The sequence below is a fragment of the Chamaesiphon sp. VAR_48_metabat_403 genome (assembly GCF_031422475.1).
Taxonomy (GTDB): domain Bacteria; phylum Cyanobacteriota; class Cyanobacteriia; order Cyanobacteriales; family Chamaesiphonaceae; genus Chamaesiphon.
The window spans coordinates 1-14,185 of sequence record NZ_JANPLS010000409.1 but is presented as its reverse complement, the minus strand read 5'-3'; the positions used below and the strand labels follow the sequence as shown (position 1 = coordinate 14,185).

Genomic DNA, 14,185 nt, shown 5'->3' with positions numbered 1-14,185 from the left:
CCTTGCTTGGCGAACCAGAAACCGAGAATCAAGGTAAATAGTTTGTTGAATCGTGCGTGTTTGATACCTTCGTTACCCATATCCTCAATCCACATTACTCGGCAATTAAAAAAAGCGCGCTCTAAGTCACTATTGGGATTTTCAACTCGGTGAAGATAATCTTCCCAAGTAGCCTGCCGATCGATGATAATAGGCTGTGTGGTGGCGATAATAGCGGTCATGGGAGATTACCTCTCAATCTAAGCTGTTGATAGTTATATTTTATCGCAGATATTGGGCAGTTATAGGAATGCTAGTTCGCCTTGCTGTTGCAGTCGCCAAGTTTGGGGATTACTATTAGGATCGATCGATACTATTGCTGGTTTGATTAATTGAATCTTTTTATAATCAGGGGTATAGTTATGCCCTTCAAAAATCGTACTAGTAGAAGTATAACTATGTTGGTTGATATATTTATCTTCTACTGGTACCAAATAAGTACAGCCACCAAAAATAAATATCCAATAATTTCCTCGATTGGTTTCTTCTAGTACGACTATTTTCTCTTCATTTCCTCGATTAGAGTTGATTGAATCTTTAGTGATATTCGCAATCTTAACTTGGTATTTGGCAGCAAACTCTCTAGGTTTATGGTAATAATCTGAAATTATTTCTTGTTGGGCTAGAGTTAATTCAGTTTCGATTGTGTTTGACTCTTCTTTTACGATCGAATTTTGTCGATTAACAATGGTAGATTCTAATGGTTCTGCTGTTTCTAAAGAATTGCTATCTTCTGAATTTTTGGTCGAAGTTGGCATGTCGATAGGGAAATCTTCATCTCGATCGAGAATTTTATCTTTGACTGTCAGAATAGATTTTATTTCCTCAATATTTGTCAGAATTTGAGGGATGACTGTTTTAATATAATCGATCTCGTCTCGCTGTCGATTCAGTCGATCTTCTAGCCTTTTATGTTTATATTCATCTCGACACAAATTTTCTAATTCACTAGCATAATCTACGGTTAATTTATAATAATGTTTGCTCCATTTTAGTAATCGATCTTGCATTCTTGGATTTAATGAATCATCGATTCCAATCACCCATCTACATCGATCGCATCTATCGATAGTAGGATCTTGGATTGGAGTATCGCAAATAGGACAGACAGAGTGTTTTTGCAGCATACAAAAGTGGAAAAATTTAGCGTTTATTAGAGTAGAGATAATGCTCTACTCTGATTAATACTGATAAACTAGTGTTGTTTTATCTATTTACCAGCCCATTCTTTCGCAAGTACTCGTAATAAAGCCTTCAATCCGATAATAAATGGTGGCTCGATGCGGAGATCGTCAGATTTACCTTTGATATCAAGAAGCATCTTTCGCATCTCTTTATGGGTTTCGCTCCATAATTTGACACTATACTGTGGATCTAGTCCAGTCTTCCGCTGATAGGTATTGAAAGGTTTGATTTCTTCGATATCTAAATCTTTTAATCCGCGATTGAAATCTTCTACAAATTGTTTGAGTCGATCGAGCTGAGGTATCGTAAATTCACTGATATTCTCATCATCATCTAATTCTAGTCGAGATGTCCAGGCAATTTCACGGCTATTAATCTGACAAGTTTCACCTGCAATGATGGGATCTTTATCTTTTCTGTCTAATCCAGTTAATTTGGTTTTATCTACTACTAATCCACAGACTACCTCATCTTTAGGGCGTTGGCTGAGTTGAGTCGGATTGTCTACTTCTTCTAATCCAGATGGAGCCGCTAACATCCGATTAAAAAGCTCATTGAGATCGGTATGTCTGTTAAACTCACCACCTGTTGCAATCCAATGCAGTAGCCGCGAACCGTTTCCACCGATATAAATAGCCGGAATTTCTGATTCGGTATATTTTTCTTCTCGTTGTAATGTATGCAGGATCGTCCCAATGTAATAGTAAATTCCAGCTATTCCTACTGTCATCAGTCTCAATAGCCCCTGAAAATCTTTATCTTCTTCCAGGGTGTGGCGACGATCTTTGAGCCAAGCTTCGCTATGATGGCGAAGTAAAACATCTATTTTGGATTTGAATTGCTCGTCATTTAAATCTTTCCAGCCGACTGATTCTTGTCCGAACCATTTGCTAATTAATTCGGGGCGTAATTCTAAAAATTGTGACAATAGATGTCGTCCGGCTAGTTGAATCGAACATTGATGAATTAGTCGGTTATCTTGCCAAATTGAAATGTCAGAAGTACCACCACCAAGATCGATACAGGCACTGCCAATGAGATTGCAATCTTCCTTGTCTGCAAAATATTGAGCGATGGCTAAACTCTCAGTACGGAAGGATGTTTCGCCTTGTTTGGGAGCAATATGTTCGATCGACATTTGCTTACCTAAGTCACCAATTAAATCTTCCCAAGTTTTGGCATACTTACGGGTTTCACCTTTGGAAAAAGCGGAAGGGTAGGAAATAGACCATTCAATTTTATTCGCACCATCGTTAGCTGCTAAAGCACTAATAATCAGAGCCAAATGTTGAAGGAATAGCTGGCTTAAATCTTTGTCTTTCCATTTAATATCTGTTTTCATCCATTTAGAATCGGGACGGAAACCAGAACCAGTATCGGGAATATAAATCCGTCCATCATAAATCGGCCGCTTTTTATCATTCCGCGTTTGCCCGCGCTGAGTTAAGATTGTCGATAATGGCAGTGGTTTATTGAGAGGAACAAAACTTTCAGGGATAAAGTATTCAAATAAAGCAGGGTTGCGAGTTTCTTCATCGGCATCAGTAATTTTCAGATGAAGTGAATCTAGTTGTAATGACTCATTCTTACCGTGCCGATTGACATAAATGTTGGTGAAAGATGTTCCGAAATCTACGCCTACTTTCCAGGTATCTGTCAAGGTAATCGATTCCGGTGTCGGTAGCACGATCGCACCAATGTTTTGACCCTTATACAGGCAGTTAATATGCGTCGGAAACTCCTCTAATCTGGTCGTCAGGTACTTACCACCGTCCTCAAATACATGGGGGTCGCGGGCATCATCAAAGGCGACTTGGAAGGCACTATTATCGCGACTAGGATCGTGGTAGAAGGCATAATATTCATGCCAGCCACCACCTGCGATCTTGAAGTGAGGATAGATTTCTAATACGGGGATTTCTTTAATTAGATATCGCTCGTCGAGGATGTATTCTCGGACAATTTGATATTCACTCGGACGATTGCTCGTCGGAGTCATCCCCACTAGCGGTAGATTTAGTTTGACTCGGACGGTATTATTACTATCACCAGGTTCAAACTTTAACCGTCTCATTAGATCTTCAGGCGTGAAGTAATCTAATAAAATACGGTTGATGGGTAGTAAGGGGGTAATCTTCTGTTTATTGAATAGTAACGGTTGACTGGTAGTTGGTGCAAATGCTCCAGGTAGAGCATTTTCGACATCCATGAAATGTAAGTCTGCTAGTAATATTTGACTGGGTTCGATCCAGTTGATATTATTATCCCAATCAGTCATTTTACCCGATCGCAAGTCGTCGATATTTAGCGATTCGAGGGTTTTATCGGCATAGATACAGATATTTTGTTTCGGTACGCCCCAATGTTCTGCGAGGTAAGTATCGATTAAGAGCAACGGCTTCTTATCCGATTTATTCTCGCTCGGAATTACCCGTACTGGAGATTCGACGAGCGAGATAGTTTTCCCTTTAATTGGATAATTTAGTCCGTTAAATACACCCCGATTGATGGCTACGCCAAAGTAATTGGGCGAATCGATATCTAAAATATCCGATCGATCGGTTTCACCTGTAAGTGTTTTACTATATTCTTTTAATAGATTGGCGATGGTTTCGATCGCGTCTGGAGTGCCTTGATAGCTAGGATTGGTTACTTCTGTCCATAAATTATTCAACCATTCGCGCAATAGTGGTTTTTCATCAGGATTCAGATGACGATGGGGAGCTTCCAATCGTTTAAATTCACTATTCCACCAGGGCAAACCATCCCAATTTGCTTCCGCCGCAGGTGCGATAATCGTCGTCGGGCTGGTAATACCAACGGCTTGTTTTTTCCAACTCCAGATATATAGTTCTTCCCAGGGATGTTTATTTGTGAGCTGATGTAGAGTCTTCCCAGAATTTGGTAAGAGCTGATGTAACGCCGCCGCAAAGGGATAACTATCTTTGAGCTTAGTGAGATCGATTAATTCGGCTTTGAGCTGAAAACCACGTACTTTAGATAACGCAATCGCCGCTAACATGCCTTGCCATTGACCGATCGCAGCTTCCCGCAGCGGGTGACGAGTATTATATAATGGCAAATCTAATGTCATGGGCAACGCCCACATATCCGGCACAGAGTTAATCTTTTTATTATCCCCTGGTGCTTTATAGTCTAAGCTTTTGGCAACACTTTCAAATTTAGTCTTATCATATCGCTCCCATTTACCAGTTTTATTTGGTGCTGGCAAATCTGCATCTTTGAGTTTGGGAAGAACAAATACTGATTCTGTCATAGCAATTTGGGATTATAGATTTCAGAAAAAGACGTAGGATGGAAAATCCCCTCCTCGGAGGGGTGCCCGAAGGGCGGGGTGGGTAGATCTCCGCAGCACCAGCACAAAGTTTTTAAATACCCACCCAGCCGATAAATTAGGTCAATTAAATCAATTAAACTGAGAATTAAGATATAGCGATTTCGCCAAACCAACCGTACCGCGATTGATACCTTGAACACTTTTTACCTCATGGCGACGCAACCTGTCTTTAATGCGGACAATATCATCCTTATCTTGCTTAGTCCGCTGTTCGCGAGTATCGCCCAGCAGTAATTCCTCCAACTTGTGAAATTGAATATTGCCATTAAGATCGCCGAAAATTTGGGTATTAAATAACTGCAATCGATCGATCTTATCGACATGCAATTCTTTCAGCCAGATTAGATAACTGCGACTCCAATTGCTCAAAGTCTCAATACCTTTTTGCTGATGTGGCAGATCGAATCGATCCTTACTATCAGCTTGGAGATCGTAGTATCTATCCAACCAAGGCTCATCTCTACAGGCAACTTTAAAGCCATTATCGAGCGTGTACCTTGCTGTTTTTTCGATATCACTCGTCCATAGATAGGCGAGTCGAGCAGCATTAGTCATCAATTTCTTGACATTAAAATCATCGGGTAGATCGCTCCATTTAATCTCACCGACTCGATCGCGAGTAATCGACATTAACGCATCATCTCGATCTTCGATTAGAAAATCGCGCACAGCTAAAGCCGCATATAATTCGACAAAGTGCGGTCGATTTTTTTGAGTGGTATTACCGACGCTAAATTCTACTTCTGAGGTGTTCTCATTTCCTAACAGATAGACACTATCAAATAACTGACTTGCCTGAGTCACATAGTAGCGTAAGGCTGATTCAGTATTAAGCAAAAACTGGTCGGATGCCGCATATAATCCATTTGTCTCTGCTCCAGGTGGCACTGTAAAGCTAAAATAAGGTAAGAGAAATAGACCGCCTAATTTAACTCGATCGGCGATATTTTGCTGCTCTAATTTATTGCGTAATAATCTGGCAATTGTCGGAATTCCCGATGCCCCAGTCCCACCAAAGATCGAGCCGCATAACAACACGCGAGCCTGCTTACCTTGGGCACCAACAGCATTATTAATACTTTGAATGAAACTTCCCCAAGGCTCGATTTCCAAACGTTTGAGGTCGATTTGGCTCATTACAGCAGCACCAATCGACGGACGACCGCGAAAGCCTTCATCTAATTGTTGATTGCGCTCGTCGGGAGTATAGAGAACTTCTAATAAATTGGCTAAACCAGCATCCATTGTGCCGTATTAAAATAACTAGCTAATTCTCTTCCGCCGAGTTTGCCTTGAAATGGCGACCACAAATCGTAAGATTTAATCGGTGTGGACATCCACTCGATTTGTTGTTCGGTGCTGCCACCCGTCACTAATTGCTGACATTCTTGATAGGTACTCAGTGTTTTACGCGCGCGATCGACGTTACCATTATTCTCATCAGGATCGACAAATAAGACTTCGATCTCTTCTTTTGTATATAAACCAGTCGCGGCAATCTGGACGATCGATTCGACACATTTGGCACCAGATCCACCAATTGCGATAATAAATAATTTATTGTTCATAGTGAATCTTTAACGCTTAAATAAATTTGCGCCCGGAGGTAAACGTCGGGCGATACCTGGTGTACTTGTAGCTGTAGTCAACCAGTAGATAAAAATAATATCGATCGCAAATAAAATAATTAACGGTAAAATTGCATCGCCACTACTTTTCGGAGCTAAAATACTTTGGCGCGACAATACGATCGCGATTACAGTTCCGACGATAGGAATAACCGAAATAAACCACCACGAACCGACACGCTGCGCTCCAGCTTCGGGAGTTTTGTGTGGCGACTTAATGTTCCACGCTACCCACGTAACGACGGCTAATAGCGAGGAAGCCAGTACGATGGCTGCCATCGGCATGTAATGGTTATTCAGCCAGCTCTGAACCTTTACATCTGTCAATCGCAACCATTGTCCTGAAAATAGCAGTGGTTGAACGACGAACATCAACATCATCCCTAAAATGGGAATCACAAATAAACGGATAACTTCCGCGACAGTAGGGATCATGGTGGTGTGAGAATACACTTCATACGTATTGTTCCCGTACCATCCCTCGAAATTCACATTGTATAGACTCACATCTAGCCACAATGCCTGAAACTACAACTCAAGCGATTCTCTATCGAGAGGCTTACGCCAACGCATATCCAGTATACTGACGAATTTCTGGCGCGTGAAACGCCAGCACGATATCTTCTTTCGGTACGCCCATCGCTACGAGTTTATGAGTAATCCCGTCTTCAATTCCATCATAATGAATCCAGATTTTACCAGTACGAATCTCGACATGCACGACATTACCATGTACCCGATGCTGATTTTGCCAACCTTCATTAAACAGTAAAAAGTGGTTGCGAGCGGCATCAATAATTACTGATTGAGTAATTTCACCATAACTAAAAGGAATAGCAGCATGTTCTCTAAGAATTTGTTCGATAATATCTCTGTATGATTCTAGTTTATCCATTTAATTATCTCCTGCTTACCGATCTGCAAATTGAGTTGATTAGTTCGACATTGCTGAATACAAGTATGATAAGCGATTGTTTCGATCTTTAACCCCTGTGGTAGGGGCAATTCATGAATTGCCCCTACCACAGGTTTTATACCTTAATTCTGCAACGCAATTAATTGCGTTGAATGCCGTAGCAGAGTCGAGCAACTACAGGTGACTTCTCTTTCATCACGCTGGTAGTATTGATACTCAGACTGCTGAGAAAATCATTCAATCCCTGCGTTTTCGATCCATCCTTTTTACCACCATCATCCCACTCCTTCCAAACTGCGGGAGCTTGGATCGATCGAGCCGTCAAATCGGCAGTAATATAATATAATCCTCGATCGATCTTCTCAGGATTGAACTTCATTTCAACAGCCAATTTATCGTCTACCAAGCTCGAACTAATATCGACCAGCGATTTATTACTACTGTCTGCAAATGCTGGCTTATCTTTCTCTTCGTTGTATTTGCGGACTTTGTACTTGGGTTCGAGTTGAGTAGGAATTGCCGTATCGGGATTAGCTTGATATTTGAGTGTGTATTTCAGACTTTGTTTATCTGGATTGCTATTTTCATCGACTTCTAAAAATTGGATCGGCTGTTCGCCATTTTCCATTAAGAATCGATCCTGAGAGAGCGAATCGGGTGCGCTTATACCCTTGGGTAAATTATCTTGAGATGCAGTTAAATAGCTAGGACTAGCAATAGTTCTATCTGCGGTAAATATTGTCAGATGCGATCGATCTTTGAGCAAACTACTCTCATCAGCAGATCGGATCGTTTTCGCAAATTCAGCGATCGCCTCATATCGACCTACGAGTAAGATATAAAAAGGACGACCATTACTCGCCTTACCAGCAAAATCATAGGATGGCGCATTATTCGGCGGATAAACTTTGCCATCGAACTCACTACGGACACCCCAAATAGCAACAGCATAACCATCTTTCTTGAGATAGTCTTCGAGCATTCGTTTGCTGACTGCATTGACATCGCCATCATCGGGCTGTAAATCGGTGACAACTGCAATTAATTGTTCGCCTTTAGCTGTCTTCAGATCGGGAAAAGCATCAGCTAATTTACTACTTTGTCCGGTATAAAAGCCCGTACCGAAAGATTTTTGAAATTCAGTTCGATCGATCGAGTTCCTACCACTGTCGATGCGGGCGTATTCTACGCCACCAGGAGCAGCTAATGAGACTCGATCGAGTAATTTGAGAGTTTGAACGTAACGGCTGTTACCATCTTTGGCATAACCTACCATCGAAGCCGAACCATCGAGCGTCAGGATAATTTTACTTTTATTAGTAGATGAATTGGTAGCAGTCTTATCCTCGCCAAACTTACAGGGAAGCGCGATATTTCCATCGGCAACTTTACCACCCTCATTAGTACCGATCGCTTTTGGGCTTTGTTGACAGCCAGAAATAATTAGCAAAAATGCCAGCATGACTGGATAGTAAGCGATCGAGCGATATTGGCGAGGTAGCAGATTCATAGACACCACAGGCTGATAGATAATACAATTTACACCTTACTACGAGTGGAATCGGGACAAATTTTTTAATTCTAATTTACGTGCGAGTTGTCAACTGTCGATTATCGTTAGTAGCCGCTACGGAATATTGCTGTCATCCTATAGATAGGGAGCCAACAGCGCGACCGATTTCCAGTATCTCACTACCACAAATGACTACAGCAGCAAATACAACCACAATCGCACTTCTAATCGTCTCGCTCATCATCTTGGGTTGGGGCTATTATCGGAATCGAGACTTGGGTAAATTCGGGGTCTTGTCATGGCTGCAATCAGCCGTGCTGACAATCCCGTGGCTGTTGAGCTTTGGGGCGTTGGCGGCTGGAACCTACATCAATTTAGCGGGCATTCTGCTGTTGTTGGTAATTTCTAGTAGTTTGTATATTTGGTTGGGCACTCAAGTGCGGATCGCAGCACAAGATCCCGAAGTAGCTGTCAAAATTGCCGAGCGGATGCAACAACGCCAGCGCAAACAACCAGGCAAATCCACTGAAAATGCCCTGCAAGACCCCGCGATCGCGATCGAATCTCTAACCATGCCCGATGCAGATTTAAGCGGCATTAAAAGCATTTTTGGCATCGATACCTTTTATGCTACTGAGACGGTGGCTTATCAACAGGGGGCAATTTTTAAAGGTAACTTGCGCGGCGAAGCGGCGACAGTCCATCGGCGATTGACAGATAAATTGGCAAGTAAAGTCGGCGATAAATACCGTTTATTTCTCGTCGCCGATCCGGAAGATCGTCCGGTAGTGGTAGTATTGCCTAAGACTAACGATCCGCAACCAGCGACGATCGGTCAACAGATTCTCGGTGCAGTCATGCTCGTGGCGACGATTGCTACGAGTCTAGAAGCAATGGGCGTATTTTTAGGCTTTAATTTTTACGAACATACCGATCGATTCCGCGAAGTTCTCCCCCTAACTCTAGGAGTTTGGACGATCCTCACCGCTCATGAAATCGGACATCGAGTGCTGGCTCAAATGCGCCGAGTTAAAATTGGGCTGCCGTTTTTCTTGCCCACCGGACAAATTGGTTCGTTCGGTGCCATTACCCGGTTTGAATCATTAGTACCCGATCGCAGTACGCTATTTGATATCGCCTTCGCTGGCCCTGCAACTGGTGGGTTAATCTCGCTAGTGATGTTAATTGTCGGTCTATTATTATCGCAGACTGGCGGTGGATTAGAAATACCATCTCAATTTTTTCAAGGTTCGATTTTAGTCGGTATTATCGCTAAAATCGTTTTAGGTGCGACGATAAATCAAGCGACACTTTCGATCCATCCTTTAGTAGTTATCGGTTGGTTGGGATTAGTAGTTAATGCCCTCAATTTAATGCCAGCGGGACAATTAGATGGTGGCAGAATCGTGCAAGCAATCTACGGACGCAAAACAGCCCAACGCAGCACCTTAATTACCTTAGTAATTTTAGGTTTCGTCGCCTTTTTTAACCCTGCTAATTTAGTGATTTTTTATTGGTTGATTTTAGTTGGTTTTCTCCAACGCGCATTAGAACGTCCGAGTTTAGATGAAATTACCGAACCCAACGACACGCGCGCAGCACTGGGTTTGCTAGCTCTATTTTTGATGGCAGCAACTGTCATTCCGTTTAGCCCAGAATTAGCTGGGAAATTGGGAATTGGGAATTAGAGGGGAGCGGGGAGTGTGGGAGACAGGGAGACAGGGAGACTGGGAGACTGGGAGACTGGGAGACTGGGAGTGTGGGAGACAGGGAGAGAAAAACTAAAGAACGCAGTTCCAAAACCTAAAACCTAAAACCTAAACTAAATAACATTAAAGATTATGGGTGAATTTGGACTCGCGATCGCTGCGGCGATGGTAGCGGCAATTATCAAGTCGGGAATTAGAGTCGATCGTGAATACGAGCGCGGGGTGATTTTTCATCTGGGTAGATTTCAACAAATTAAAGGCCCCGGACTGTATTTTATCGTGCCAATTCTCGACCAAAAAGTGCAAGTCGATATTCGGACAAAAACTGTCGATATTGCGCCGCAAGAAGCAGTTACTGCCGATAGCGTTACCATCAAGATTAACGCTGTATTGTATTATCGAATTATCGATCCGATGAAAGCGATCGCGAGAGTTGAAAACTATCAAGTGGCGGTATATCAAGCTTCGATGACCACCCTTCGCAATATTGTCGGTCAACACAGCTTGGATGAGATGTTACAAGGTCGCGATAAAATCAATGCCAAAGTGCAAGAAATTGTCGATGAAATTACCGAACCTTGGGGAGTCGAGATCGAGCGCGTCGAATTAAAAGATGTGGAAATTCCTATTTCTATGCAACGAGCGATGGCTAAAGAAGCCGAAGCCGCACGAGAAAAACGTGCCCGACTGATTAAAGCCGAAGCCGAGCAAGAAGCCTCTAAGCTTCTGAGCGAAGCCGCTCAACAGATGATGGAAAATCCCGCTGCATTAGAATTGCGGCGGTTGCAAATGTTGACCGAAATCGGCGCAGAAAATAACACCACTACCCTAGTAATGATTCCTTCAGATATCATCAGCCTTGCCAAAGAATGGTCTACAGCCGCTCACAATAGTAATATTAACGCGCAAGCCAATCTCGCCAAAGCACAGCCGCAGATCGGCGATGCGGATGCAGTTCCCCAGCATCGACTTAATGCCAGCGAGCCATCAGATCGACTCCAATTGCCAACACCAGTCGATACTCAACAGGAATAGGGGATCGGAAATTAAGCTTTCTTTAAAAAACCCATCAATCTACTCAGGAACGAAGTAGATATTGGCGGTAAAATAACGGTACTAACGATCGGCGGCGATAGTGAAAGCACTACTTCCTCAACTAATCCGATCGCACTCAATCGAAAGCCAATCTGTTGGACGCGATCTATTTCTAGCTTTAAGAAATCGGCAATTTGGACGAGCGACATTTCCCCCAACGACAGTTTCCAGACTTTTGATTCTTGAGTATCCAGTCGCAGCGTCGGCGGTGTTGCTGAGACCCGTTGGAGTGCGGATTCAGCAGCGGGTAATTTGGCACTGAAACTACTCCAGTCGCGCAGCATCCTCAATCCCAATAACAAAACCTCTTGAGCCATCAAACTGATGCCAGTCATTTCCGCATATCCCAATGATGCCTGCGGATCGAATTGAAACCTGCCGTGATGATCTTCGCCAAACAGTTTGCAGATATTCGCAGTTACTTGAGCGTTAAAAAGTAACTTGAGCTGCTCGGTATCTAGCAAATTACAAGACTTGAGATAAGTACCCAATGGTTGCTCTAGTCTACTTGCATGAACCGATAACCCCGTCACCTGTTCTAAAGAGAGCCATTGTCGTTGCGCCATCATTTCGAGCAAGCCTCGATCTGACATTTTCAGCCCGTTAGTCACAGACACGATCCGACCGCATTGAAATGAGATGCAATAAGCATTATCGACAGATCGATTCAAGCAGCGATCTGAGTCGATCGACAGTACGCCTGTTTTATTACCTTCTTGGACGAAATTAAAGATTTCGACTAATGAGTATTCCGATAAATAGCCAGTTAGGGACATTGATATTTTCACGCTCTATTAAAACGAACTTGTTTGAAAGATCGATAGACTTCCCCATGAGTTATTGTGCCCATTCCCGATCTGGATCTAACCCGATCGACAAAAAAATCGACCCTTAATTAAGTAGGATCGATCGATACACTCCATATCGGTTAAGACAGAAATCCGAATTTTTGGAAAAAGTCGGGTTTCTAACAGCACTGTGGTCAACTTTCAACCGCCACAGCCACAGCCGCAGCCGCAGTAATTTGCATGTAATGTTCGACCAACGCAATCAGCGACATCGCGACAGATTCGCCATCATTGGCCGCTACGAGCACGATCGGCGGTTGCTGTGTGTTATTTTGGTATCCCAACGCCAGCGCGATATCTTCCTTCGTCCAAGCACCTTCACAGTCGCTGTGAGTAATGCCGATAATCATCGGAATTTGTGCCTGTCGGTTCATAAAATTCATGATCCGTCGTGCGTGATGAAACTCACTTGGACGATGCGCTGCAATCAGCAAAATATAAGCATGAGCGCGCTCGATCAAAATTTCCCACATGAAATCAAACCGAATTTGCCCTGGAGTACCATAAATGTGCAATGCCATCTCTTCCCCAAATTGCAGGGTACCAAAATCCATCGCCACCGTGGTATTTTGCTTCAGATCGGCGACTTCATCTGTAGCGCGACGATCGGTATCGACAACTTCGATCTCACTCACCGAACGAATAAATGTGGTTTTACCCGCACCTACCGTTCCAGTGACCACTAGATTCATAATTTCCATTATTTGTCAACCCTTTTTCTTGAGAAAGCCCATTAAATTACTGAGGAACGAAGCCGATACGGGAGCTTGAGCATTGCCACCACCCACACAGATCGGTTTTGGTGCCGATTTCGATCGATCGAGCTGCGGCTGTTGCGGCTCGACGGCAACCTCCTGTACCAAACCAATCGAACTGAGTCGAAAGCCAATTTGACAAACTTTTTCTTGCGTCATGCCCAATTTTTCAGCAATTTGGACGATCGACATTTCACCGAGCGCGAGATTCCAAACTTGAAATTCTGGCGTATCTAACCGCAATGTCGGTTTTGAAGATAATCGCTGGAGTGCAGATTCGGGTAAGGGTAATTTAGCTGCCAAACCCTGCCAATTCTTGAGCATCCGCAGTCCTAATAGAGCGGCTTCTTGGGCTGCCATGCTTAATCCAGTCATTTCACCAAAAGCTAATGCTACTTGCGGATCGAATTTAAACTGTCCGTGATGAATTTCAAATAACTTACAAGTAGCGGCAATTACTTGCGAGTTAAACAGCAATGTCAGTTGCTCGGCATTGACTAGATTTCGCGATTTCAGATAGGTTCCCAATGGTTGGCTCAACAAATCTACCTGCGTTTCAATGCCAGCAGCTTGCTCGGCGGGAATCCACCGTCGTTGTTCCATCATTTTGAGCAAACCGCGATTGCGCGAGCCGTCGCTGGTTGCTACCGATACAATTCGTCCGCCTTGAAATGAAAGATAATAACTATCGCTTAACGATCGCATCAAGCCGCGATCTGGTTCGATCGATAGCACGCCTGTTTTATTACCTTCTTGCACGAAATCAAAGATTTCGGCTAATGAATATTCTGATAAATAACCAGTTAGGGACATTTATAGCTCCAACATATTATAAATATTTACCTAGTAAGATTTGTAAAACACTACTTTAGAGAGTATACCCAGTGATACCCTAAGATCGATCGGAGCAATTTTTTTATTAGATAAATTTAATTTAGAAAAATTTAATGTCGATCGACTCAACCATCTAGTTACTAAGAGGATGTTTATAAAAGTCTAATTGCGACGTTTCAGTAGGTAGATCTCCCGTATTCCCCATAAAAAGTGACAAGTCGGCTAGACTTCGTTTTGAGATCCGAATCCCCCCTGTCTTGTCTCGCTAAACCGTCGGGAAACAAAGGCGTGCGCGAGCCGTCGCT

At 43.1% G+C, this 14,185-nt stretch carries 12 protein-coding genes and 1 pseudogene; 2 read left to right on the top strand and 11 right to left on the bottom strand.

Annotated elements, in window-relative coordinates; all coding sequences use genetic code 11:
* The 8 genes and pseudogenes from RMO79_RS19645 to RMO79_RS19610 all read right to left on the bottom strand — a co-directional run.
* A pseudogene (locus RMO79_RS19645) lies at window positions 1-221 on the bottom strand (Uma2 family endonuclease); the annotation flags it as partial.
* A 60-nt stretch (window positions 222-281) separates the two neighbouring features.
* Window positions 282-1,049, bottom strand: coding sequence for a hypothetical protein (locus tag RMO79_RS19640; RefSeq protein ID WP_310484951.1), 768 nt, complete (start codon window positions 1,047-1,049; stop codon window positions 282-284).
* Between the two features lie 200 nt (window positions 1,050-1,249).
* Entirely contained in the window at window positions 1,250-4,501 is a 3,252-nt protein-coding gene (locus RMO79_RS19635) for a hypothetical protein (protein ID WP_310484950.1), read from the bottom strand.
* Between the two features lie 150 nt (window positions 4,502-4,651).
* Window positions 4,652-5,827 (bottom strand): tubulin-like doman-containing protein, encoded by a 1,176-nt coding sequence (locus RMO79_RS19630; protein ID WP_310484948.1) that lies wholly within the window; start codon window positions 5,825-5,827, stop codon window positions 4,652-4,654.
* Entirely contained in the window at window positions 5,812-6,150 is a 339-nt protein-coding gene (locus RMO79_RS19625; RefSeq protein ID WP_310484947.1) for a hypothetical protein, read from the bottom strand. The genes RMO79_RS19630 and RMO79_RS19625 overlap by 16 nt, the downstream gene beginning before the upstream one ends.
* Window positions 6,151-6,159: 9 nt before the next feature.
* Window positions 6,160-6,645, bottom strand: a complete 486-nt coding sequence (locus tag RMO79_RS19620; protein WP_310484946.1) for a hypothetical protein — start codon at window positions 6,643-6,645, stop codon at window positions 6,160-6,162.
* A 124-nt stretch (window positions 6,646-6,769) separates the two neighbouring features.
* A complete protein-coding gene (locus RMO79_RS19615) occupies window positions 6,770-7,105 on the bottom strand; it encodes a XisI protein (RefSeq protein ID WP_310484945.1) in 336 nt (111 codons plus the stop codon).
* Between the two features lie 160 nt (window positions 7,106-7,265).
* Window positions 7,266-8,636, bottom strand: coding sequence for a hypothetical protein (locus RMO79_RS19610; RefSeq protein ID WP_310484944.1), 1,371 nt, complete (start codon window positions 8,634-8,636; stop codon window positions 7,266-7,268).
* A 191-nt stretch (window positions 8,637-8,827) separates the two neighbouring features.
* On the opposite strand from RMO79_RS19610, the gene RMO79_RS19605 reads away from it, so the two are divergent.
* Window positions 8,828-10,327: a site-2 protease family protein gene (locus RMO79_RS19605; protein WP_310484943.1), complete on the top strand. Its 1,500-nt coding sequence runs from the start codon at window positions 8,828-8,830 to the stop codon at window positions 10,325-10,327.
* Window positions 10,328-10,480: 153 nt separating this feature from the next.
* Window positions 10,481-11,383 carry a slipin family protein gene (locus RMO79_RS19600; protein ID WP_310484942.1) on the top strand — a complete coding sequence of 301 codons (903 nt, stop codon included), beginning with the start codon at window positions 10,481-10,483 and terminating at the stop codon, window positions 11,381-11,383.
* An 11-nt stretch (window positions 11,384-11,394) separates the two neighbouring features.
* Here the strand turns inward: RMO79_RS19600 and RMO79_RS19595 are convergent, their stop codons facing one another.
* The 3 genes from RMO79_RS19595 to RMO79_RS19585 all read right to left on the bottom strand — a co-directional run bounded on the left by RMO79_RS19595 (window position 11,395) and on the right by RMO79_RS19585 (window position 13,859).
* Window positions 11,395-12,219, bottom strand: a complete 825-nt coding sequence (locus tag RMO79_RS19595) for a DUF4388 domain-containing protein (RefSeq protein WP_310484941.1) — start codon at window positions 12,217-12,219, stop codon at window positions 11,395-11,397.
* Window positions 12,220-12,425: 206 nt separating this feature from the next.
* A complete protein-coding gene (locus RMO79_RS19590; protein ID WP_396136642.1) occupies window positions 12,426-12,992 on the bottom strand; it encodes a GTP-binding protein in 567 nt (188 codons plus the stop codon).
* Between the two features lie 6 nt (window positions 12,993-12,998).
* The gene (locus tag RMO79_RS19585; RefSeq protein ID WP_310484939.1) at window positions 12,999-13,859 is read right to left on the bottom strand and encodes a DUF4388 domain-containing protein; all 861 of its coding nucleotides are present in this window, start codon (window positions 13,857-13,859) and stop codon (window positions 12,999-13,001) included.
* Between the last annotated feature and the right edge of the window lie 326 nt (window positions 13,860-14,185).

Excerpts from the sequence above, each read along its gene's own strand:
- RMO79_RS19585 (WP_310484939.1), bottom strand. The coding sequence starts at position 13,859 with ATGTCCCTAACTGGTTATTTATCAGAATATTCATTAGCCGAAATCTTT.
- RMO79_RS19600 (WP_310484942.1), top strand. The coding sequence starts at position 10,481 with ATGGGTGAATTTGGACTCGCGATCGCTGCGGCGATGGTAGCGGCAATT.
- RMO79_RS19625 (WP_310484947.1), bottom strand. The coding sequence starts at position 6,150 with ATGAACAATAAATTATTTATTATCGCAATTGGTGGATCTGGTGCCAAA.
- RMO79_RS19620 (WP_310484946.1), bottom strand. The coding sequence starts at position 6,645 with ATGATCCCTACTGTCGCGGAAGTTATCCGTTTATTTGTGATTCCCATT.
- RMO79_RS19610 (WP_310484944.1), bottom strand. The coding sequence starts at position 8,636 with ATGAATCTGCTACCTCGCCAATATCGCTCGATCGCTTACTATCCAGTC.
- RMO79_RS19640 (WP_310484951.1), bottom strand. The coding sequence starts at position 1,049 with ATGCAAGATCGATTACTAAAATGGAGCAAACATTATTATAAATTAACC.
- RMO79_RS19615 (WP_310484945.1), bottom strand. The coding sequence starts at position 7,105 with ATGGATAAACTAGAATCATACAGAGATATTATCGAACAAATTCTTAGA.
- RMO79_RS19630 (WP_310484948.1), bottom strand. The coding sequence starts at position 5,827 with ATGGATGCTGGTTTAGCCAATTTATTAGAAGTTCTCTATACTCCCGAC.
- RMO79_RS19590 (WP_396136642.1), bottom strand. The coding sequence starts at position 12,992 with ATGGAAATTATGAATCTAGTGGTCACTGGAACGGTAGGTGCGGGTAAA.
- RMO79_RS19635 (WP_310484950.1), bottom strand. The coding sequence starts at position 4,501 with ATGACAGAATCAGTATTTGTTCTTCCCAAACTCAAAGATGCAGATTTG.
- RMO79_RS19595 (WP_310484941.1), bottom strand. The coding sequence starts at position 12,219 with ATGTCCCTAACTGGCTATTTATCGGAATACTCATTAGTCGAAATCTTT.
- RMO79_RS19605 (WP_310484943.1), top strand. The coding sequence starts at position 8,828 with ATGACTACAGCAGCAAATACAACCACAATCGCACTTCTAATCGTCTCG.